The sequence below is a fragment of the Lysobacter sp. OAE881 genome, from assembly GCF_040546665.1.
GTDB lineage: Bacteria > Pseudomonadota > Gammaproteobacteria > Xanthomonadales > Xanthomonadaceae > Lysobacter_J > Lysobacter_J soli.
This window is the reverse complement of the sequence record NZ_JBEPOG010000001.1, coordinates 2,773,271-2,794,346: the sequence shown is the minus strand read 5'-3', so window position 1 is coordinate 2,794,346 and position 21,076 is coordinate 2,773,271. Positions and strand designations below refer to the sequence as shown.

The following is a 21,076-nucleotide window of genomic DNA, read 5'->3' as shown; positions in this document are numbered from 1 at the left end:
ATACGGGTTTCGCCCCGGTCGCGCGGGCGGGCGCAACGCCCGTCAGGCGATGGCGCGATCGCGCATCTTTCGGCTGCGCTTGACGGCATACATGGCGGCGTCCGCGCGGGCGATCAGGGTGTCGGGGTCGGGCTGGTCGTCGGCGGCGACGACCGCGCCGACGCTGGCGCCTTCGTAGTCCACGGTCACCGTGCCGAGGTCGAAACGGCGGCGCGTGCTGGCGGCCAGTCGCTCGCGGAAGGCCTCGATGCTTCCGGGACCTTCGACGTGCGCGACGGTCCCGACCACGACGAACTCGTCGCCGCCCAGTCGCGCCGCGAAGTCGTCGGCGCGCAGCGCGCCCTGCAGCGTGCGACCGATCGCGGCGAGGAAGCGGTCGCCCGCCTCATGGCCATGGCGGTCGTTGATCGCCTTGAAGCCGTCCAGGTCGATGAAGGCCACCACCAGCGCCTCATGCTGGCGCTGGCAGTGCGCGATGCGGCGCGTCATCTCGGCCATGAGCGCACGGCGGTTCGGCAGGCCCGTCACCGTGTCGACGAGCGCGCTCGCGGCCAGCGCGGCGTTGGCCTCCTGCAGCCGGTCGACGAGGCGTTCGCGTTCGAGCTGCTGGCCGATGAGGCGGGAAAACATGAGCAGAGCGCGCTGCGCATCGTCGGGCAGCGGCAACTGGCGCGCACTGGCGGCGCACAGGGTGCCGTAGAGCGAACCGTCCTCCAGCTTCACCGGCGTGCTGACGTAGGTGTGGATGCCCAGCGCCCGCGCGGCGTCCGAATCGCCCCAGCGCGAGGGCACGTCGTCGGTGTACGCGCACGCCTCGTCGAGCGCGCGCCGGCAGAGCGTGTCGGACCACGGCACGGTGAGCTGCTCGGGGATCAGCAAGGTCTGCGTGTTGCGGGCGAACAGCACGTGCTGCACGCCCGCATCGGCGTCCACGGACGTCAGGTAGGTCGATTCCATGCCGGTCAGCGCTTCCAGCACTTCCAGCAGCGGGCGGACGAGTTCCTCCAGCGTGCGTGCGCCAGTCACCGCATCGGCGACGCGGACGAAGGGAAGGGCGGTGATCGAGGCGCTTGCGGTTTCCATGCCGCCATTATCGGCCGACAGACCGCTACGTTCACCCTGACGTGGCGTCGGCGACAATCCGGCGATGGCGACCCCCGACCCGAGTCCGAACCGCAAGCCGTTCCCGATCCTGCGCGTGGTGTGGCTGCTCCTGCTGGCCGCCGCATTGGGGGCGGGCTGGGCGCTCTGGTCCGGGCGGGTGCGGATTCCCGAGGCGTGGAACCCCTGGGCGCCGCTGCGTATCGATGCGACGCCGAACCTGCTGACGCGCTTCAAGCTCGACCGCGCGGCGGGCGATCGCGCCGCCTGCCAGGTCGCGCTCGCGCAGGCCGACATGCGACTGACGCCGGTGGACGACCGCGTCACCGGCGAGCATTGCGGCTTCACCAACGCGGTCCGCATCCAGCGCACGAGCGTGGCGGTGGGATCGGATTTCACCCTGAGCTGCCGCACGGCGCTGTCGCTGGCGATGTGGGAGCGCCATGTGCTGCAGCAGGCGGCGCAGGAACACCTCGGGACACGCGTGGCGCGCATCGAACACCTGGGTTCGTACGCGTGCCGGAACCTCTACGGCGAGCAGGGGCGCCGTCGCAGCCAGCACGCCACGGCCGATGCGCTGGACATCGCCGGCTTCGTGCTCGACGACGGGCGTCGGGTGCGGGTGTTGAAGGACTGGCGATCCGCGTCTGCCGGATCGACGCCGACGTCCGCTGCACCGGCTTCATCCGTGGCTGCCGATGAAGCGACGAAAGACGCGCCGGAGCTAGACGAGGCCCGGTTCCTGCGCGCGGTGCACGACGGCGCGTGCGACTACTTCGATGTGGTGCTCGGCCCGGACTACAACCGGGCCCATGCGGATCACTTCCACTTCGATCGGGGTGCGTATCGGGCTTGTCGGTGAGCTTGCGCAGTCGATGCGCGCGAGCCATCGCGATCACTGTCATTCCGGCGAAGGCCGGGATCCAGGCTCGGAACGCTCGCCACGGTGTGTGGACGACCCTCTCGTCGTCATTCCAGCGAAAGCTGGAATCCACTGCTTCGTCTCGCAGCAGAGCAGGCATCGCGAGTACGAGCGTGCCCGCACGTCCCGACCCTCACCCCAACCCCTCTCCCGCGGGAGAGGGGTTCAAAGCAACCACTCGCTCGAACGCCGCCCGTTGCCCGAAGAAACGACCGATAAATCAGCCGCGACGCCACTCACGCCAGAACGACAACCCCGCGACTACCGTCGTTCGCAACGAAGTTGCCAGGAGTGGTTGCGATGTTGAAGTGGGCCATCATCTTTGCCGTCATCGGCCTCATCGCGGGCGCGCTGGGTTTCAGCGGCGCCGCGGGCGCGGCCATGGGCATTGCCAAGCTGCTGTTCTGGGTGGGCCTGGTGATCGCCGTCGTGCTTTTCATCTTGGGCGTGACCATCGCCAAGAAGGTGACGTAAGTCGCCACCGCCGCCGATGCGTGGGGCGTCGGCGGCGGTTTCTTTTCCGGACGGGATTCCCGCTCCGATGATCCGGGCGCGCAACGCGCCTCGCTTCTTCCAGATCTCCCAATCCCGGCGCCGTCCGTCGCACCAGCGCATCGGCTCGCCGCACGGTTGCATTTCGTCACGCAGGGGCCGCTATCCTCGCCGGCACGTTCCGACCACGCCGCGGAGGTTCCCCATGGCCGACACGCCACGTCGCAAGGCCAGCGACTTCGATCCGGAAGTGATGCGACTGTTCGACCAGTACGTTCACGGCATCATCGACCGGCGGGGTTTCCTCAGCGGTGCGGCGCGTTTCGCGGTGGGGGCGGCCGGTGCCGCCGGCATCCTCGCCGCGCTCGCGCCGAACTTCGCCGCAGCGCAGCAGGTCAAGCCGGACGACAAGCGGCTGGTCGCGAAGTACCTCGAATTCCCGTCGCCGCAGGGCTACGGCACCGCGCGGGGCTATCTCGTCCGCCCCGCGAAGAAGAGCGGCCCGCTGCCGGTCGTGCTGGTCGTGCACGAAAACCGCGGCCTCAATCCCCACATCGAAGACGTGACGCGTCGCCTCGCGCTGGAGGGCTACATCGCCTTCGCGCCGGACGCGCTGTTCCCGCTAGGCGGTTATCCGGGCAACGAGGACGCGGCACGCGCCGAGTTCGCCAAGCTCGACCAGGCCAAGACGCGGCAGGACTTCATCGCCGCCGCGAAGATGCTGCGCACGATCGAAGGCGGCAACGGACGGCTTGGCGTGGTGGGCTTCTGCTACGGCGGCGGGATGTCGAACTTCCTCGCCACGCAGCTGCCGGACCTTGATGCGGCCGCGCCGTTCTATGGCGCGCCGGCGCCGCTGGAGGGCGTGCCGAACATCAAGGCGCGCATGTTGATCGTGCTGGCCGAGAACGACGAACGCGTCAACGCCGGCTGGCCTTCGTACGAAGCCGCGCTGAAACAGGCCGGCGTGAAGTACGAACTGTTCCAGCCGCCCGGCACGCAGCACGGTTTCAACAACGACACCACGCCGCGTTACGACGAAGCGGCCGCGCGCGAAGCGTGGAAGAAAACGCTGGCGCTGTTCGACGAAACGTTGCGCAAGCCGGCTGCGTGATGGGCGATGCCGCCGCGTCGCGTTCGGCGATGCGGCGGCATCCGCTCAGAGCTTCGCGGTCGCGACCGGCGATCCGGCCGCGACGGCCGGCGCATCCTCGAACCAGCCCGAGTACGCCGGCGCGACCAGCGGCTTGAGTTCGCTGCCCGGCACTTCGACTTCGCCGCCATCGTCGGTGCGGAAGCGCAGGCCCGCGATGCGGCCGCTGGAATTGAAACGCGGTACGAACACGTGCTGCATCGCACGTTCGGCGGCAGGCGCGGACAGCGAGGCGGATTCCTCCAGCGCCAGATGGCGGATCTGCTCGTGCAGCCTCGCCCACGCCGCCGGGTTCGGGATCATTTCCTCCGGCGACAACAGGCGGTTTTCCGCGGGCGACCAGAGGAACACCTCGCGACCAGGGCGGCTGTTCGCGCCGCCGGTGTAAAGCTCTTCGTCGGCGACCACCGCGAACATGCGCGGCGCGTCGGCTGCGGTGCTGAAACGCAGCGTGAGTTCGAATGGCATGGACGGGCGCGGCGTCCTTTCCAGCGCGGCGTCGAGCGCAGCGCGGCGCGCAGCCGCATGCGCGACGAGCAGCTTCGCGAGCGCCGGGTAGCGGTCCAGCCCGGTCGGATAGCTGATGCCGACGATCGCGCGTGCATCGCGTTCGAACACATCCTGCGGTGCGGCGAAGGTTTCAGCGTTGGGTGCATCCGGCGTAGTTGCCGTGGCGACCGGCGCATCGCGACGACCGCACGATGCGAGCGCGAAAGCTGCGCAACAGGCGAGCACGGCGATGGAGAAGCGCGACGCGGCGCTCGAAGGAACGTAGGTGGGCACGGCGGCGAAGGCAGCGGCAGAGGGCCGCGAACGTTAGCAACGCGATCGCGTGCGATCTCTCGGAATCCTCCGAAATCCTGGAGAGTTCGCGCACGCAGCCCCGTTAAGGTTCGAGTCGGCGAACCTTCGCGCGATGTTTCCGTGCGTTCTGGCAGGGTGGGGCTCCCGCGAGCCTGTCGAGGCCGAGTCAACCGAGGTGATCCCATGCACGAACGATCCGCACGCACTGCCCTGGGCACGCTCGCCAGCGCCGCGCTGGCATTCGCGGCCGGCGCCCTGGTGATGTACCTCATGGATCCCAACACCGGCCGCCGTCGCCGCGCGATCGTGCGCGATCGCGGTCTCTCGATGCGCAACGACGCCGAACGCTACGTTCGCGGCAAGTCCAAGCGCGCCGCCGATCGCCTGCGCGGCGTGGCGGCACGCACGCGAGCGAGCATGACGTCGGAACCGATCGACGACGATCTGTTGCACGAACGCATCCGTGCGCGCCTCGGTCGCCTGGTCGGACATCCGCACAACGTCGAAGTGCACGTGCGCGATGGACGCGTGCAGCTGAAGGGCCATGTCGCCGAGGAGGAATTCCATGACCTCCTGCACACGGTCGGATCGATGCGCGGCGTGCAGAATCTGGAAAGCCTGCTGCGCACGACATCGGCATCGTCGCCGTCGCAGCCTTCCGCGCCGCACTGAGCGCACCTTCACAGGGACGGAAACATGGAAACCCAGGAACTCCACCGCGGCCGGTTGATCGACCACGTGCAGCTGGTCGTGCGCGATCTGCCGGCCAGCCGCCGTTTCTACGATGCGGTGTTCGAGGTGCTTGGCGTGCCGCTCGGCGGCACGCTCGATGATGGCGCCTTCTGGTACGACGAGCTGTTCGTCTCCACGGCCGACAGCGAAGCGGCGCAGGGCGAACTCACCGGCCGGCACCATCTGGCGTTCCAGGCGAAGGATCGCGCGGCGGTGGACGCGTTCCACAAGGCGGCGCTGGCCGCGGGTGGTCGCGACAACGGTGCCGCCGGCGAGCGCCCGTACCATCCGGGGTATTACGCCGCGTTCGTGCTCGATCCGGACGGCAACAACATCGAAGCGGTGTACCACGGCGAGCACACACGCAGCGCGCCTTCGGTGAAGGTCACGTTCTGAACGAATGGTCAAAATGGATTCCAGCTTTCGCTGGAATGACGACGTCGTCGGCTTTTAGCCCCTCTCCCGTCGGGAGAGGGGTTGGGGGTGAGAAGGCGCTGCTTGCGAACCACTGGTTCGCGCGCCTTCGAACGCCCGAACGCTGCGCGTTCGGGCCGGGCAGGGGCAACGAAGCGGGAGCGGTGAACGAACGTTGCAGCACAACGCTGCGGTGTTGCTTCGCACCGAATCGCGAAGATCAAAATGGGTTCCAGCTTTCGCTGGAATGACGGCATCTCTGATGCTTCAAGTCGGAGTGCCCAAACGACATAGGCCTGGGTCCCGGCCTACGCCGGGATGACGGCATGATAGGAACAGGACGCCGGCATCGGGCCTTTGGGTTACCTCACCCGCGCCGCCAGCACCTTCCCGATGAACGTATCGAGCGCGTCGCCGCGATCGATCCAGCGCACGACGATCAGCAGGTCGTTGTCGTGATCGATGTAGACGATGTTCTGGCCGTTGCCGCGGAAGGTGACGCTGCTTTCCGGCGCCGACGGCAGCGACTTGCGGTCGGTGTTGAGGAACCAGTTGCAGTAGCCGTATTCGGGGTTGTCGGCGCCGGGCGTGCGCGCCTTGGCGATCCATTCGCGCGAAACGATCTGCTTCCCGTCCCAGCGTCCATCGCGAAGGAAGAGGTACCCGAAACGCGCCAGGTCCCACGCGTCGATGAACATGCCGCCGCCCCAGTGGCCGCCGCCCGACACCGACTGCATCTTCTGCCCGGCCAGTTCGACCCACGAGTTGCGGTAGCCGTGCCAGCGCCAGCGCGTGCTTGCGCCAATGGGGTCCATCACGTTCTCGCGGAGCACCTCCGGCAGCGGGCGACGCCACACCTGCAATGCGGCCAGCGCCAGCACGTTCACGCGCACGTCGTTGTACATGTAGTGCGTGCCGGGTACGTGGCGCTCCCGGTTCGGCCATTGTTCCGGCGGACCGGACGGCCGGTCGCCCCAGTCCGGCTTGCCCCACAGCGTGCCCTGCCAGTCGCTGGTCTGGCGGAGCAGATGCTCCCAGGTGATCGGTGCGTTGTGTTCGGACGCGAACAGGTCGACGTCGCGCGGCATGTAGTCGGCGGCGCGGTCGTTCGTGTCGCGGATCAGCCCGCGCTGCCACGCGACGCCGACCACCGTGCTGAGGAACGTCTTGGTGACGCTGTGGCTCATGTCGAGGCTGCGCGTATCGCCGAACTCGGCCACGACCTTGCCGCGATGCACGATGATGCCGTTGAGCCCGGCACGCACCGCGGTCGGGCCGATCTGGCCGTCGAAGAACGGCTCCTTCGCGCCGAAGCTCTGCGCCAGCGCGACGGACTGGTCGCGCGGTTCCTTCGCCTCCTGCGTGATGGCGTAGTCGATGGCTTCCTGCAGCCGCTTCGGATCGAAGCCCGACTGCGCCGGCGTGGCCCGCGCCCAGTCGCCGCGCGGCGGGAAATACCCCTGTGCGAACGCCGGAGCGGCCAGCAACAGCCAGAGCAGGAGGACGAAGCGGGCGTGCAGGGCGGCGGGACGGGTCATCGGGCGCGTCGCAGGGGGGCGGAAGGGATCGCCGCAGCATAGCCGGCACCGGGGGCCGCGACCTCGACGTCGTTTGTCGATTCCGCACGACCCCGCTCGTCGATGTCGATGAAGGGCGCGCTTCCGCGCCCGCGAACCGAAGGAGATCCCATGCGTTTCATGTCCCTGATCCGAGTTGACGAAAACACCGGCCAGGTGCCGAGCCAGCGCCTGATCGATGAGATGACCGTGCTCATCGGCGAAATGCGCGCCGCCGGCAAGCTCGTCGATACCGGCGGCCTGCAGCCCACCGCGAAGGGCCGCCGCGTGCGGCTGCACGACGGCAAGCTGTCGAACATCGACGGCCCGTTCGCCGAGGCGAAGGAAGTCGTCGGCGGCTACGCCATCCTCGAAGCGGCCGACCTGGACGAAGCCACCGAACTCACGCGCCGCTTCGTCGCGATCCATGGCGACGAATGGAACATCGAGTGCGAGGTGCGGCAGATCGAGGAGCCGGGCGTCTGACCCAGCGCTGCGGACGCGCCGCCGCTGCCCTCAGCGGCGCGCGCGTCGTTCGATCAGATCCAGCAGCGGGCCGGTCATGGCGGTGGTGACCAGCGCCATGATCACCAGCACGGCGAACAGGCGGTCGCCGATCAGGCCCATCTCGTAGCCGAGATTGAGCACGATCAGTTCCATCAGCCCGCGCGTGTTCATCAGCGCGCCCAGGCGCAGCGCGTCGGTGTTGTGCATGCCGGCCGAGCGCGCGGCGAGCCAGGTGCCCGCGCCCTTGCCGAGCGTCGCAACCGCGATGACCAGCACGCCGAGCAGCAGGTCCGATGCCTGCCAGCCCTCCACGCGCAGGCGCAGGCCGGTCATCGCGAAGAACAGCGGCAGCAGCAGCGAGATCGCGAACGGCTCCACGCGTTCGACCAGCAGGTGCCGCAGCCGCGCATTGCCCGACACGGCGATGCCGGCGAGGAACGCGCCGAACAGCGCGTGGATGCCCAGCGCCTCGGTGACCAGCGCGCACAGCAGCGCCAGCAGCAGCAACGCGATGAGCGCGCGGCCTTCGCGTTCGACGGTGATCTCGCGGCGGGTTATCCACGGCCGCGCGAGCGCCAGCACCGCCACCGCGAACAGCAGCGTGCCCGCCAGGCTCACCACCGCCGTCATCCAGCCGGTGGCCTGCACGGTGGCGACGATCACCGCGAGCAGGCACCACGCGCTGGCATCGCCAAGCGCGGCGCAGGCGATCGCGATGCGGCCCATTTCGGTCTGCGAGATGCCGCGATCGGAGAGGATCCGCAGCAGCACCGGGAAGGCGGTGATCGACAGCGACACGCCCATGAACAACGCGAACCCGGCGAAGCCGACACCCGGCGGCGCGTGTTCTGCGAACAGCGGCAGCGCGAGCAGCACGCCGCACAGGAATGGCAAGGCGATGCCCGCGTGGCTGACCAGCAGCGCGAAACCGCGCCGGCCGTTGAGGCTCGACAGGTCCAGTTCGGCGCCGGCGACGAACAGGAACATCAGCACGCCGAGCTGGCTCACCATGCCGAGGGCGCCGAGGCTTTCGGGTGCGAACAGCCAGCCCTGCACGTCCGGCGCGACGGCGCCGAACAGCAGCGGGCCGAGCAGCAGGCCGGCGGCCATCTCGCCGATCACCGCCGGCTGCCCGAACCGGCGCAGCAGCCAGCCGGCGCCCTTCGCCACGCACAGCACGACCAGCAGCTGGAGCAGGAAGCGCGCGAGCGGGGTGGTCAGCGGGCCATGCGTGGCGGCGGGTGCGGCGGAGGGGTGCGTTGGCGCCGATGTCAGGACGTCCGGAATCGGCAACCCATGGCGCGACATCGCCACGGCTGCGACCAGCGGCACCACGACCAGCAACAGGTAACGCCACGGGAACTTGGGTTGCATGCGATGCGGGTGGGACGTGGCCAAGGGGCGCTCCGGCGGCGATTCGACGGACTATAGCGGCCCGGCGCCCGGTTTCGCGCGGCGGTGTTCGCGGTGACGGGGCGCGCGGACGCTATCAGCCTGGGTCCCGGCCTTCGCCGGGATGACGGGCTTTGAGCCCCTCTCCCTTCGGGAGAGGGGTTGGGGGTGAGAAGGCGCTGCTTGCGAACCACTGGTTCGCGCGCCTTCGAACGCCCGAACGCTGCGCGTTCGGGCCGGGCAGGGGTAACGGAGCAATGGCGTCGAACGATTGTTGTGGCACAGCGCTACGGTGTTGCTTCACGGGCGTACGCGAAGATCCAAATGGATTCCAGCCTTCGCTGGAATGACGGCGCAGCTGTTCGCGGCGACGGGTACCCAAACGCTATCGGCCTGGAGCCCGGCCTTCGCCGGGATGACAGTTTTCTTGAGTGCGCCACGCTCGTCCGAATCCACACATTCTTAACGGCAACCCCCCACCACGCGCCTATGCTTCGGCCTCCTCCCGAGGACTGCGCGCCATGGCCACCGATCCCATCCCGTCGAGCCTGTTCCAGTCCGCAGTGTTCGACGAATACCTCGACAACGCCCGCATGCATGCCGGGCATTACCTGCGGCGCCTGCCGGACCGCCATGTCGCCGCGCGCGCCGGTCGCGACGAACTGCTGTCCGCGCTGCGCATGCCGCTGCCGCAACACGGCGACGAAGGCGGCGAGGTGATCGACCTGCTCGCGCAGCAGGCCGAACGCGGTGCGGTCGCCTGCAATTCGCCGCGGTACTTCGGTTTCGTGGTCGGCGGCGCCTATCCGGTGGCGCTCGCGGCCGACTGGCTGGTCTCCACGTGGGACCAGAACGCCGGCATCTATGCGATCTCGCCGCTGGTGTCCGTGGTGGAGGAGGTCGCCGGGCAATGGCTGCTCGACCTGTTCGATCTGCCGCGCGAAAGCGGCGTCGGTTTCGTCACCGGCTGCCAGATGGCGAACTTCACCTGCCTTGCAGCCGCGCGTCACCAGATGCTGCGACGCGCCGGCTGGGACGTCGAAGCCGACGGCCTGCAGGGCGCGCCTCGGCTGCACGTCGTGGCGTCGGCCGAATCGCACGTCACGATCGACGTCGCGCTGCGTTACCTCGGACTGGGCACGCGCTCGGTGCATCGCGTGGAAACCGACGCGCAGGGGCGCATGAACGCCGATCGTCTGCGCAAGGTGGTTGCCTCGATCGAAGGGCCGATGATCGTCTGCGCGCAGGCGGGCAACGTGAACACCGGTGCGTTCGATCCGCTGCGCGAGGTTGCCGAGGTCGTGCGCGAACGTGGCGCATGGCTGCACGTGGATGGCGCGTTCGGTCTGTGGGCGCGCGCCAGCGAATCGCTGCGTAGCCTGGCCGATGGTATCGAACTCGCCGATTCGTGGGCGACGGACGCGCACAAATGGCTCAACGTGCCGTACGACTGCGGCGTCGCGATCGTGCGCCACGCGCAGGATCACCGCGAGGCGATGACCTCGCAGGCCGCTTACCTGATCCAGACGCACGGCGAGGAACGCGACGCGGTGGACTGGGTGCCCGAGTTCTCGCGTCGTGCGCGCGGCGTTCCCGTGTACGCGACGCTGCGCGCGCTGGGGCAGGGCGGCGTGCAGGACCTGATCGACGCCAGTTGCGAACGCGCGCGGCAGATGGCCGACGCGCTGCGCACTGCCGATGGCGTACAGGTGCTCAACGACGTCGTGCTGAACCAGGTGCTGGTGCGCTTCGGCGATGACGACGACCTCACCCGTGCGGTGATCGCCGGCGTGCAGCGCGATGGCACGTGCTGGCTCGGTGGTACGACGTGGCAGGGAAAGGCCGCGATGCGGATTTCCGTATCGAACTGGGCGACCAGCGAGGACGATGCGGAGCGCAGCGTCGCGGCGATCCTGCGCGTGTTCCACGCGCTGCACGCCGCGGCGGGAACCGCGTAAACGGCCGAGGCGGGTCAACCCACGCGGACGAGGTGCGAATTCAGTTCGCGCACGAGTTCCGCGAGGCCGACCGGCTTGCGGCAGCGCGGAATGTCGCCGTAGATCGCTGGGAGCGCGCTGTCGTCATAGCCGGTGAGGAACAGCATCGGCACGCCGCGGCTGCGCAGCGCTTCGACCACCGCGAAGGAAGTTTCGTCGCCGAGGTTCACGTCGAGCAGCGCGCCGTCGAGCACGGTCGCCTGCGCGATGCCGCGCAGCGCGCCCTGCACATCGGGGTAGGGGCCGACAATCGTCGCGCCTTCCAGTTCAAGCGCTTCCTGCAGGCCAGAGGCGAGGAGATAGTCGTCCTCCACCAGCAGGAGGTGGAGACCGCGGAGGCCAGCGTCGCGCATGGGATCTCTCCTCGGGTTTACCCGCATTGTTCGCGCCGAAAAGTTAAGGCCGCGAGACGGCCACGCATTCACGCAGCGCCCACGGTACAGGAGCGGATCGTGTCCGCGAGCCCGCCCGGAGCCCGCCCGTGACCGTCCATCCCGTTGCGACGTCCACGTCAGGTGCCGAGGCCTCCAGTTTCCTCGGCATGGTGCTGGCCGATCGCGGCGACCGCCGGCGCGCGGCCTGCGTCGCCGTCGTGCTGTTGCTGGCCTTCGCGGCGACGGCGCCGTTCGCCGGGCGCGCGCTGCCGGCGGTGCCGACCTTCGTTCCGGCCTACGACGCGGCGGTGATGGTGCTGGCGTCGATCGCCGCGCTGATGCTGCACGCGCAGTATCGCGACCTTCACCAGCGCAGCTTCCTGTGGCTGGCCTGCGGTTATCTGTACGGCGCGCTGTTCGCGTTGCTGCACGGCCTGAGTTTCCCCGATGCCTTCGTCAGCGGCAGCCTGTTCGGCGACTCGCAAACCACCGCGTGGCTGTGGATCTTCTGGCATGGCGTGTCGCCGCTGTTCGTCGTCGCGTATGCGCTGGCCGGCACCGGGCGCTGGCGTAACGGCGGATGGCCGCTGCATCGCGTCGCGTATCCGGCGGTGGTCCTTTCGGTCGTGCTGATCGCGCTGGCGCTGGTGCGCCTGGACGATCGCCTGCCGCAATTGCTGGTGAGCGTGCAATACCGGCCGTTGATGACGCGCCTGATCGGGACCGCGGTCTGGACGGTGCACCTGATCGCGATCGCGTTGCTGATCTGGCGCACGCGCCTGCGACGACTGCTCGACCTGTGGCTGTGCGTGACGCTGCTCGCGGCGGTGATCGAACTGGCGCTTAGCGGGATGATGATCAGTGCCCGTTATCAGCTGGGTTTCTACATCGGCCGCGTCTACGGGCTGGTCGGCACATTGGTGATGCTAGGACTGCTGCTGCGTCACGCGCTGCTGCTGCAGGGGCGGCTGGTGCGCGCGGCCTCGGCGCTGCACGACAGCGAGCGCCGCTACCGCGACCTGTTCGACAGCATGGGCGAGGCGTTCTACATCGGCGAAGTCGTGAAGGACGAGGAAGGCCGCATCGTCGACCTGCAGTTCCTGCAGGAAAACCCGATGGCGCGTCGCTACATCGGACGCGACATCGCAGGCCGGCGGTTGTCGGAGGTCGTGCCGGACTTCGACCAGGAATGGCTGGACATCGTCGAGCAGGTCATCCGCACCGGCAAGGAACGTTCGCTCGAACGACCGTCGGCGCGCGTGCAGCGCTATTTCCGCTATCGCGTGTTCCGGCTGAAGGGTCGGCAGAAACAGGTCGGCATCCTGTTCCAGGACATCAAGCCGCGTCGCGACGCGGAACTCGCCTTGCGCGACAGCGAGGAGCGCTTCCGCCAGTTCGGCCAAGCGGCGTCCAGCGTCCTGTGGATCCGCAACGCCGACACGCTGGAGCTGGAATACGTCAGCGCGGCGTTCGAGACCATCTGCGGACGGCGCTGCGATGCGGTCGTCGGCAGCGGCTTCGACGCGTGGCTGGCGATGGTGCACCCGGACGATCGCGAAGCCGTGCGCCGCGCGGTGCGCCGCGTGCAGCAGGGCGAGCGCGTGGAACAGGAGTACCGGATCCTGCACGGCGAAACCGGCGACGAACTCTGGCTGCTGGGCACCGAATTCCCGATGCGCGACGACGACTGCCGCATCAACCGCATCGGCGGCATCGCGCAGGACGCGACGCTGCTGAAGAAGGCGCAGTTCCGTCTGAGCGAAAGCGAGGAGCGCCTGCGCAGCGCGATCGAGGTCGGCCGCCTGGCGACCTGGGACTGGAACCTGACCACGGGCGAGGTCGCCTGGTCGGACGAGCACTACCGCATCGAAGGCTATCTGCCCGGCGAGGTCGTGCCGAGCTACGAGGCCTGGGTCGCGCGCGTGCACCCGGACGACCGCGAGACGTCCGAAGCCGCGGTGCGGCAGGCGATGCTCACCGGCGGCGAATACGCGCGCGAGGTGCGCTTCCTGCATCCCGACGGCAGCGTGCACTGGGCCAACGCACGAGGCCGCTTCTTCTACGACGCCGCAGGCCGGCCCGTGCGCATGGTCGGTTCGATGATCGACACCACGCTGCGGCGCGAGTACGAGGACGCCCAGCGCGTGCTGGTGGCCGAACTCCAGCACCGCACGCGCAACCTCATCGCGGTGGTGCGCTCGATTTCCGACCGCACCCTGCGCGAAAGCGCCGACATGGCGCAGTTCGCGACCGTGTTCAGCGAACGGCTGGGCTCGCTGGCGCGCGTACAGGGATTGCTGTCGCGCCTGAAGGAAGGCCAGCGCGTGACTTTCGACGAACTGCTGCGCATGGAACTGGCGGCGCATCTGGACGCGCAGGACGGCTCGCGTTTCACGCTGTCCGGGCCGGACGGCGTGACGCTGCGCTCCTCCAGCGTGCAGCCGCTGGCGCTGGCGATCCACGAGCTCATCACCAACGCGGTCAAGTACGGCGCGCTGCGCGACCCCGCCGGGTACCTGCGCATCGCCTGGAGCGTGCAGGACGAGGACGGCCGCCCGTGGCTGCACGTGGACTGGCGCGAGACCGGCGTGGTGCCGCCGGCCGCCTGCGACGTGGAGCGCGGCAGCGGCGCCGGGCGCGAGCTTATCGAGCGGGCGCTGCCGTACCAGTTCGGCGCGCGCACGACGTACGAGCTCACCGATGCGGGCGTCCATTGCACCATCGCCATGCCCATTTCGCGCCGCGAAATGGCGTCACCGCACGGTCATGACGCGCGGTTATGAAGGCATGAAACATGGCGCGTGCCGGCGACGTCGCGGCGAATGCCTGCTTCGCTCCGGCTTAACCTGCCTGCCCTGATTCTGTTTGCCCGAACCGACAGGTTTTTCCCCCATGGCCACCCGCAAGCTTCCGACTCCTCCCCAGGCGCCGGCCGCGATCTCGACCCGTCCCCGCATGCCGCGTCTGGTTCGTCTGCCGCGCAGGGAAGACGCGCGCAAACCCACGCGCGCCGATCGCGCCGAACACCAGATGCGCCTGCGCCGGCTGAGTGCGGGTCATGCCTGAACGTCTCGTTCCGTTGCGGTGATCCGCCCGTGCTAGGATCGCCGCAGAAGGGGAGTAGCTCCATCGTGCTGTCGCCGTCATTACGGGTCGTCCTGCAACGGGACCGGCCCCGGTGCAGCAGCAGGCCGCAGGCCTGTGAGCAAGACCTTCGCCGTAAAGCCACGGCGAAGGTGCGTCCGGATCAAGCCCGATCGAAGGATCGTCGGTTGCTCGCGATGAGCGACGGCGAAGGGCGGGTGATCGATCCGACGGATGCGATTCGCGCGTGGGTTGCGGCTCCCGCCCACCGAACCGAATCCATCCGATGGACATCTTTCTAAACCCCGAAATCTGGATCGCCCTGGCTACGTTGACGGCGCTCGAGCTCGTGCTCGGCATCGACAACATCATTTTCATCTCCATCCTGTCCGGCAAGCTGCCGCCGCACCAGCGCGACAAGGCGCGCAAGCTCGGCATCGCGCTAGCGGCGATCACCCGCCTGGGCCTGCTGCTGACCATCGCCTGGATCGTGAGCCTGACCAAGCCGCTGTTCGAAGTCTTCGGCAACGAATTCTCGTGGCGCGACCTGATCCTCATCGGCGGCGGTCTGTTCCTGATCGCCAAGGCCACGCACGAAATCCACCAGAAGCTCGAAGGCGCCAGCGAAGCGGTCTCCACCGGCAAGGTCGTCGGCGCGACCTTCGGCAGCGTGATCGCGCAGATCATGGTGCTGGACATCGTCTTCTCGCTGGACTCGATCATCACCGCCGTCGGCATGGTCGACGAGCGCTGGGTGATGGTGGCCGCGATCCTGATCTCCATCGTCTTCATGCTGGCCTTCGCCAAGCCGATCGGCGATTTCGTCGAGCGCCATCCGACGGTGAAGATCCTCGCGCTGAGCTTCCTGATCATGATCGGCCTGGTGCTGATCGCCGACGGCTTCGGCCAGCACATCAGCAAGGGCTACATCTACACGGCGATGGCCTTCTCGGTGTTCGTCGAGATGATCAACCTGTGGATCCGCAAGCGCGAAGCGCGCAAGACCGAGCCGGTCAAGCTGCGCGAGCGATACGAGGAAGTGCCGTCGGAGTGAGGCGGCCCACGGGCACCCAGCCCCTCTCTCTCGGGAAAGGGGCTGGGTGCCGCGGATGGCTCACGCCTGCTTGGCCGTCGCGGCAAAAAAGGCGTCATCCCCGCGAAGGCGGGGATCCAACTGTCGGTGCCGTCATGGCCGCCGAAGAGCGTGATACGTCGGACGTATGGATTCCCGCCTGCGCGGGAATGACAGCAAGAACGGGGATGACGGCAAGGAGAGTCGTCATCCCCGCGAAGGCGGGGATCCAACTGTCGGTGCTGTCATGGCTTCCGAAGATCGTGATGCGTCGGATGGATGGATTCCCGCCTTGCGGGAATGACGGCAAAAGCACGTCATACCGGCAACGCCCTTGTGCTCATTGCCGCGCCGCGGTCAACCGATCACGATCACGTTCAACCGATCACGACGCCCCCCGCCACCTTCTGATCGAACGCTGGAAAAACTGGCTGTTCGGTATCTGCAGCGTCGTGTCCGAGCCGTCGGCGCGCGTTTCCTGCAGCGTCGTGTAGATCAGGTTGATGTCGACCACGCGACCCCTGAGGCCCGGCTTCTCGCCGTTCTCCAGCAGTTCGATTTCGTCGTGCAGGCGGAACGGGCGCGAGGTGAGGATCAGGAACGTGCAGAAGATGTTGGACAGCACGCTCCACGCCGCGAAGAATGCCACCGCCGCGACCGCGGCGAATCCGGTGATCGCCGTCCACAACACCGACGCCGACACGCCCAGGCGCTGCAGGATCAGGAAAGTGGCCGCGACGTAGATCAGCGTGCCCATCACGCGCCGCGCGCCGATGGTCATCTCGACCGGCAACTCGTAGCGCGCGCACACGCGGTTGAGCGCCTTGCGCAGCAGCAGGCGCAACAGCCACGCGGCAACGAGGATCAGCGCCGCTTCGCCCAGCGGCACGACCAGGTCGACGCCGTCGCGTACCCACTTCGCGTTCGGCAGATGGCCTGCGGGAGAAAACACGTTCATCGCGTGGTTCCTGCGCGCGATGCGCGATGCGGTCGAGCGTGCAAGGAGATGCTTTCGTATCGGGATGCGGTGTTCATGCCGCAAGCGTAATCGCTGGTCGCCGCTGCGAGTAGCGCGAGGAACTTACGTGTGGTCCGCTTCGTACTGTTTGGCCCACTCTGTGCCACGCCGGCGCATCTCGTCCTCGCCGACGTCCTCGACATGCGTGCCGAGCATCCAGCGATGGCCGAAGGGATCCACCACCGTGCCCATGCGGTCGCCCCAGAACTGGTTTTCCACCGCCTGCAACACCGTCGCGCCGGCCTTGATCGCGCGCTCGAAAGCCGCGTCCACGTCGTCGACGTACACCAGCAGGCTGCCGGTGGTGCCGCCGCGCGATTCCGGGCCCAGCGCGTCCCATTCGGGGAAATCGTCCGACAGCATGAAGCGCGCATCGCCGATGCGCATCTCGGCATGCGCGACCTTGCCGCCAGCGTCGAGCCGGTAGGTGAGCGTCGCGCCGAAGGCGGTTTCGTAGAAGGCGATCGCATCCTTGGCATCGCCCACGACGATGCCCGGCGTGATGCGTTGATGCCCCGGCGGAATCGGATCGACGGCCATGGCGCGCGCTCCCGGCGGCAAAGCGCGAGCATGCGCGCGGGCGCGTGATGCCTCAGTAGAACGCGACGCCCGGCCGCAGCACCAGCTGGAACACCAGCAGCAGCGCGATGGCCCCCAGCAGCGGCGTCACGATCGCGCGCAAGGGCGTGCCCGTCGCCTGCGCATCGCGAACGCGCCACGCGCCGGCGAGCATCCACAGCGCCCCGGGCACGCCGACGATCAACGGCAGCAGCACGACTTCCAGCATCTCGCGCGGCACGCGGAAGGGAATCACCAGCGCCGTGCCGATCAGCATCGGCAGCGCGATCGTCTGCAGCACGAAGCGCGTGCGCGCCGCCGGCGTGGCGACGGCCGCCGGCTCGTCGGCGAGCTCGAGCGCGGGCCGCACCAGCGCGAGCGACACGACGACGATCGCGGCCAGCGCGATCAAGGCCGCGATGAATTTGGTCTCCGGCGCGAGGCCGAAGTACACCATCGCCATGCCGACGTCGCTGCCCGTGCTCAGTGCGCCGATCACCACCTGCGGCAACGCCATCAGCAGGCCGCAGTACGCCATCCACAGGACGAACAACCGCCACGCGACGGAACGCGGACGACCCGCGCGCACCGCGAACAGGCACGCCAGGCCGACGATGGCGGTCGCCAGCGCGCCGGTGCCCTGGAACAGGCTCGCCAGCGGGCTCTCGCCGGTCCACAGGTGGTTGTTGTGGAACAGCGTCGGCTGCAATCCCGGCGTGAGCGCCTTCGGCACGACGAGGAAGACTTCCTGCACGAAGAACGTCAGGTTGAAGGCGAGCGCGTAGAGCAGGGCGGACACCAGGACGGTCCTCCAGCTCCAGCGCACGCGATCCGCGCGCGCCGGCGTAGCCGACTTCGAGACGAACAGGCCCGCCAGCGCCAGCAGCGCCGGTCCGGCCAGAAGCACGATGGCGGTGATGATGAGCAACATGCGCGATCCCCGAACGAGCAGCGCGCATGATGCCCGTGTCGCGGCGACGGGGTCCAGTCGCGCCTAATCCCGATCGGGCGCGCCGAGCGGGAAGTAGGACCGGTACGGCCGCGCTTCGTCCACGGCACGCGCGAATGCAGGACGTGCAAGCAGGCGCTCGCGATACGCGCGCACGTTCGCGTAACGCGGGTCGATGCGGTGCGTCCAGTCCGCGTAGAACAGGAACGGCCCCGCGCCGCAATCGGCCAGGCTGAAGCGCGAGCCGGCGGCCCATTCGCGGTTCGCCATCACGCCGTCGAGCCAGCCGTAGGCATTTTCGAGCATGTCGCGCGCTTCCTCGACGCCGCGCGTGTCGCGTTCGGCTTCCGGGCGCAGTGCATCGAACACGAACTTCTGCTGCGGCGTGGAGATGTAGTGGTCGAAGAAGCGGTCCATCATCCGCACCTCGATCGCCTCGTCGGCATCGTCCGGGATCAGCTTCACCGGGCCGGGATGATGCACGTGGAGGTACTCGATGATGCAGCTGGCCTCGGCGACCATGCGACCGTCCTCGACCATCACCGGGAAGCGCCGCACCGGCCACATCGCGACCAGCTCGCGCCAGGCGTCGCACTCCGGCGATTCGAGCAGTTTCCATTCGAACGGCGTGCGGTTCTCGTACAGCGCGGTCAGGACCTTCTGCGAATACGAGGAGAACGGGTGGGCATACAGCTGCAGCATGGGCGCTCCGGATGACGAGGCGGGTCGCCTCATCTTCCCCGACGAGCGCAGGGCTTGCGAATCGACATCCGGCATGGGCCCAAAAAGAAAGAGGAGCCGAAGCTCCTCCTTCTCCTCCCACCCACGCTTGAATCTTGGCCGTTACCGGGTCAGGTCGTACTGGGCCGAGGCGGCGTTGGTCACGAGCGAGGACAGCGGCAGCAGCTGCGACAGGAAGCGGTTCCAGCGCGTCACGCCGGCCGGGCCGACCCACACGACGTCGCCGGGCTTCAGCCGGAACTTGTCGCCCAGCGCGAAGGCGACCGGCGACTTCGCATCGAGCTGGTAGACCGTGGTGGCGCCCTGCGTCGCCTGCGGCGTTCCCATGTCTTCGAGCCCGCGGATCACGTAGACCGCCTCACCCTTGGAGGTGATGGGATTCAAACCGCCCGCGCGACCCAACGCCTGGGTGAGCGTGACATCGGTCGTCTTGAACGTGAGCGCCTGCGGTCGCGCGACTTCGCCGATGACGTAGACCTCCTTGCGGTCGTTGAACGGCAGGAAGAGGCGGTCGCCCGGCTTGAGGTAGATGTCCTGCGCGACGTTGCCGTCGCGGTTGAGCGCATCCAGGTCGAGGTTGTAGTTGCGTCCGTCGCGGGTGAGCACCAGTCCCGACAGATCGGCCTGCGCGACGTCGATGCGCGCGCGGCCCACGACCTGCGACAGCGTCATCGGAACCGTCGTCACGTCCTGCGGCGTGGTGTCGACGAACGCGCCCTGCAGTGCAACGCGGCTACCGAAGCCGACAACGTTGACGTCGAGCTGCGGATTGGTGAGGTACTTCGCCAGGCGCGAGGTCAGCGTGCTGCGCAGGTCCTCGATCGTCATGCCGGTGACGTTGAGCTTGCCGGCATACGGGAAGTAGAACGTGCCGTCCGGCTGCACCAGGCGGCCGTTGGTCACGGCCTGCTGCTGGTTGCCGGCAGGCGTGGTGAGTTCGGGGTGATCCCACACGGTGACGATGAGCGTGTCGCCCGGCTGGATCTTGTAGGTCTCGCCGCGGAATGCCAGCAGTTCCTGCGGTACGACGGCCTTGGGCGCGGGCGCGGAGACGACGTCGGAGGTGATCGGGATCATCTTCACCTCGCCCCCGACGAAGCGCGAATCCTGTATGTCGCCTCGCGTCATCTGCTGGCCGGTGCACCCGGTGATGACGGTCGCGATCGCGACCGAGCAGGCAAGAGTGAGCGTCTTCAATGCATGGCCCTCGGGTTCTTGGCGCGACATGCGCGGCTGGTCAGCTGCGCGATGCCCTTCGTCACCATTTCCATGCGGGACGCGGCCGGTGGAACGACGTTGTGAACGTAGCGATGTCCTTGTGTTCGCCACGGAAGCCTAGATCGCGCATGGCGCACACGGCGTGATGCCACGGGCGGGCAGTGCAGTTGCATTCAGTGATGCGAACGAGCGAATGAATGGCGGTGTGACGCGTGCCACACGTCGTTCAGTTCCGTAGACGCGACATCACGATCGCACCCATTTCCTTGATCGCGCGTCCACTCCGCCATAACGCACGACCCGACGGTAGCCAGCGTTGCGTCCAGCTTTCGCGCTTGCCGCTTTCGGGGACCGGCACGGGCGTGATCTCCACGCCGGCCTTGCGGAACTCGATCACGGCACGGGTCATGTGAAGCGAGGAGGTCACCAGCAGGATGCGATCGAAGCCGTGCTCGCGGGCGATCTGCGCGGTGTAACGCGCGTTGTCGCGCGTGTTGCGGCTCTTGGTTTCCAGCAGCAGCGCATTCTGCGGAACGCCCAGGCGCTGGATCGCATGCTCCATGATCCGCGCTTCGCTCGCGGCCTCGTTGCCGCCGTTGTCGCCGCCACCGGACAGCACGATGACCGGCGCCTTTCCCTCGAGCCATGCACGCGCGCCCGCGGCGAGGCGGCTGTTCTCGAGGTCATAGGCCGTGACGTTCTGGCGTTCGAGCCAGTAGAAGTGCGTGGCGCCGCCGAGTACGACGATCGCGTCGGCCTGCGGCAAGGTGGATTCATCGACGGGCGGATATCGGCTTTCGAGCCGGCCGCGCACCCAGTCCGAAACGCTCGGGATGGCTAGCAATGCGGACCATGCGACGGCGAGCACGGCCGTGGCCATGGCGATGCGACGCCAGCGGATGAGTGCGAACAGCGCCGCGACGATGAGCAGCGCGACGGACAGGGCAGGGGGAAACGTCAGGGCGACAAGCAAGGATTGCAGGGCCTGCATG

At 68.1% G+C, this 21,076-nt stretch carries 21 protein-coding genes; 10 read left to right on the top strand and 11 right to left on the bottom strand.

The genetic code is table 11. The features are described 5' to 3' along the window. Nucleotides 1-42 precede the first annotated feature (42 nt). Nucleotides 43-1,083, bottom strand: a complete 1,041-nt coding sequence (locus tag ABIE51_RS12945; protein WP_157030546.1) for a GGDEF domain-containing protein — start codon at nt 1,081-1,083, stop codon at nt 43-45. A 64-nt stretch (nt 1,084-1,147) separates the two neighbouring features. On the opposite strand from ABIE51_RS12945, the gene ABIE51_RS12940 reads away from it, so the two are divergent. The 3 genes from ABIE51_RS12940 (at nt 1,148) to ABIE51_RS12930 (ending at nt 3,629) form a co-directional block, all read left to right on the top strand. Continuing rightward, the gene (locus ABIE51_RS12940; protein ID WP_192631034.1) at nt 1,148-1,963 is read left to right on the top strand and encodes an extensin-like domain-containing protein; all 816 of its coding nucleotides are present in this window, start codon (nt 1,148-1,150) and stop codon (nt 1,961-1,963) included. Nucleotides 1,964-2,323: 360 nt separating this feature from the next. Then, complete coding sequence (locus ABIE51_RS12935; RefSeq protein WP_115841744.1) at nt 2,324-2,497, top strand: DUF1328 family protein; 174 nt, start codon at nt 2,324-2,326, stop codon at nt 2,495-2,497. Nucleotides 2,498-2,720: 223 nt separating this feature from the next. Beyond that, the gene (locus tag ABIE51_RS12930) at nt 2,721-3,629 is read left to right on the top strand and encodes a dienelactone hydrolase family protein (RefSeq protein ID WP_192631033.1); all 909 of its coding nucleotides are present in this window, start codon (nt 2,721-2,723) and stop codon (nt 3,627-3,629) included. Nucleotides 3,630-3,674: 45 nt separating this feature from the next. Here the strand turns inward: ABIE51_RS12930 and ABIE51_RS12925 are convergent, their stop codons facing one another. Then, complete coding sequence (locus tag ABIE51_RS12925) at nt 3,675-4,451, bottom strand: hypothetical protein (RefSeq protein WP_192631032.1); 777 nt, start codon at nt 4,449-4,451, stop codon at nt 3,675-3,677. Between the two features lie 204 nt (nt 4,452-4,655). Between ABIE51_RS12925 and ABIE51_RS12920 the strand changes: the two genes are divergently transcribed. Next, complete coding sequence (locus ABIE51_RS12920) at nt 4,656-5,144, top strand: BON domain-containing protein (RefSeq protein WP_192631031.1); 489 nt, start codon at nt 4,656-4,658, stop codon at nt 5,142-5,144. Nucleotides 5,145-5,168: 24 nt separating this feature from the next. Beyond that, entirely contained in the window at nt 5,169-5,600 is a 432-nt protein-coding gene (locus ABIE51_RS12915; protein ID WP_115841740.1) for a VOC family protein, read from the top strand. Nucleotides 5,601-5,980: 380 nt separating this feature from the next. On the opposite strand, the gene ABIE51_RS12910 is transcribed toward ABIE51_RS12915, so the two are convergent. Beyond that, the gene (locus ABIE51_RS12910) at nt 5,981-7,156 is read right to left on the bottom strand and encodes a serine hydrolase domain-containing protein (protein WP_192631030.1); all 1,176 of its coding nucleotides are present in this window, start codon (nt 7,154-7,156) and stop codon (nt 5,981-5,983) included. Nucleotides 7,157-7,306: 150 nt separating this feature from the next. Here ABIE51_RS12910 and ABIE51_RS12905 point away from each other — a divergent pair, with 150 nt between their 5' ends. Beyond that, nucleotides 7,307-7,660: a YciI family protein gene (locus tag ABIE51_RS12905; protein WP_192631029.1), complete on the top strand. Its 354-nt coding sequence runs from the start codon at nt 7,307-7,309 to the stop codon at nt 7,658-7,660. Nucleotides 7,661-7,690: 30 nt separating this feature from the next. Here the strand turns inward: ABIE51_RS12905 and ABIE51_RS12900 are convergent, their stop codons facing one another. After that, nucleotides 7,691-9,055, bottom strand: coding sequence for a cation:proton antiporter domain-containing protein (locus ABIE51_RS12900; RefSeq protein WP_192631698.1), 1,365 nt, complete (start codon nt 9,053-9,055; stop codon nt 7,691-7,693). A gap of 539 nt (nt 9,056-9,594) precedes the next feature. Here ABIE51_RS12900 and ABIE51_RS12895 point away from each other — a divergent pair. Next, nucleotides 9,595-11,031, top strand: coding sequence for a pyridoxal phosphate-dependent decarboxylase family protein (locus ABIE51_RS12895; protein ID WP_192631028.1), 1,437 nt, complete (start codon nt 9,595-9,597; stop codon nt 11,029-11,031). Nucleotides 11,032-11,045: 14 nt separating this feature from the next. Here the strand turns inward: ABIE51_RS12895 and ABIE51_RS12890 are convergent, their stop codons facing one another. Beyond that, nucleotides 11,046-11,423: a response regulator gene (locus ABIE51_RS12890; protein WP_192631027.1), complete on the bottom strand. Its 378-nt coding sequence runs from the start codon at nt 11,421-11,423 to the stop codon at nt 11,046-11,048. Nucleotides 11,424-11,551: 128 nt separating this feature from the next. On the opposite strand from ABIE51_RS12890, the gene ABIE51_RS12885 reads away from it, so the two are divergent. From ABIE51_RS12885 to ABIE51_RS12875, 3 genes are all read left to right on the top strand, one after another. Beyond that, nucleotides 11,552-14,227 carry a PAS domain-containing protein gene (locus tag ABIE51_RS12885; protein ID WP_192631026.1) on the top strand — a complete coding sequence of 892 codons (2,676 nt, stop codon included), beginning with the start codon at nt 11,552-11,554 and terminating at the stop codon, nt 14,225-14,227. Between the two features lie 109 nt (nt 14,228-14,336). Beyond that, a complete protein-coding gene (locus ABIE51_RS12880; RefSeq protein ID WP_157030537.1) occupies nt 14,337-14,510 on the top strand; it encodes a hypothetical protein in 174 nt (57 codons plus the stop codon). Nucleotides 14,511-14,814: 304 nt separating this feature from the next. Then, entirely contained in the window at nt 14,815-15,582 is a 768-nt protein-coding gene (locus ABIE51_RS12875) for a TerC family protein (RefSeq protein ID WP_115841733.1), read from the top strand. Nucleotides 15,583-15,985: 403 nt separating this feature from the next. Here the strand turns inward: ABIE51_RS12875 and ABIE51_RS12870 are convergent, their stop codons facing one another. The 6 genes from ABIE51_RS12870 to ABIE51_RS12845 all read right to left on the bottom strand — a co-directional run bounded on the left by ABIE51_RS12870 (nt 15,986) and on the right by ABIE51_RS12845 (nt 21,075). Then, nucleotides 15,986-16,558, bottom strand: coding sequence for a mechanosensitive ion channel domain-containing protein (locus ABIE51_RS12870; protein WP_192631025.1), 573 nt, complete (start codon nt 16,556-16,558; stop codon nt 15,986-15,988). A gap of 123 nt (nt 16,559-16,681) precedes the next feature. Beyond that, entirely contained in the window at nt 16,682-17,158 is a 477-nt protein-coding gene (locus ABIE51_RS12865) for a VOC family protein (RefSeq protein ID WP_192631024.1), read from the bottom strand. 52 nt (nt 17,159-17,210) lie between these two features. Further along, nucleotides 17,211-18,107, bottom strand: coding sequence for a hypothetical protein (locus ABIE51_RS12860; protein ID WP_192631023.1), 897 nt, complete (start codon nt 18,105-18,107; stop codon nt 17,211-17,213). A gap of 63 nt (nt 18,108-18,170) precedes the next feature. Beyond that, nucleotides 18,171-18,827, bottom strand: a complete 657-nt coding sequence (locus ABIE51_RS12855; protein WP_192631022.1) for a glutathione S-transferase family protein — start codon at nt 18,825-18,827, stop codon at nt 18,171-18,173. 141 nt (nt 18,828-18,968) lie between these two features. Continuing rightward, a complete protein-coding gene (locus tag ABIE51_RS12850) occupies nt 18,969-20,093 on the bottom strand; it encodes a polysaccharide biosynthesis/export family protein (protein ID WP_232338413.1) in 1,125 nt (374 codons plus the stop codon). Between the two features lie 217 nt (nt 20,094-20,310). Continuing rightward, nucleotides 20,311-21,075 carry a YdcF family protein gene (locus ABIE51_RS12845; RefSeq protein ID WP_192631021.1) on the bottom strand — a complete coding sequence of 255 codons (765 nt, stop codon included), beginning with the start codon at nt 21,073-21,075 and terminating at the stop codon, nt 20,311-20,313. Nucleotide 21,076 lies beyond the last annotated feature (1 nt).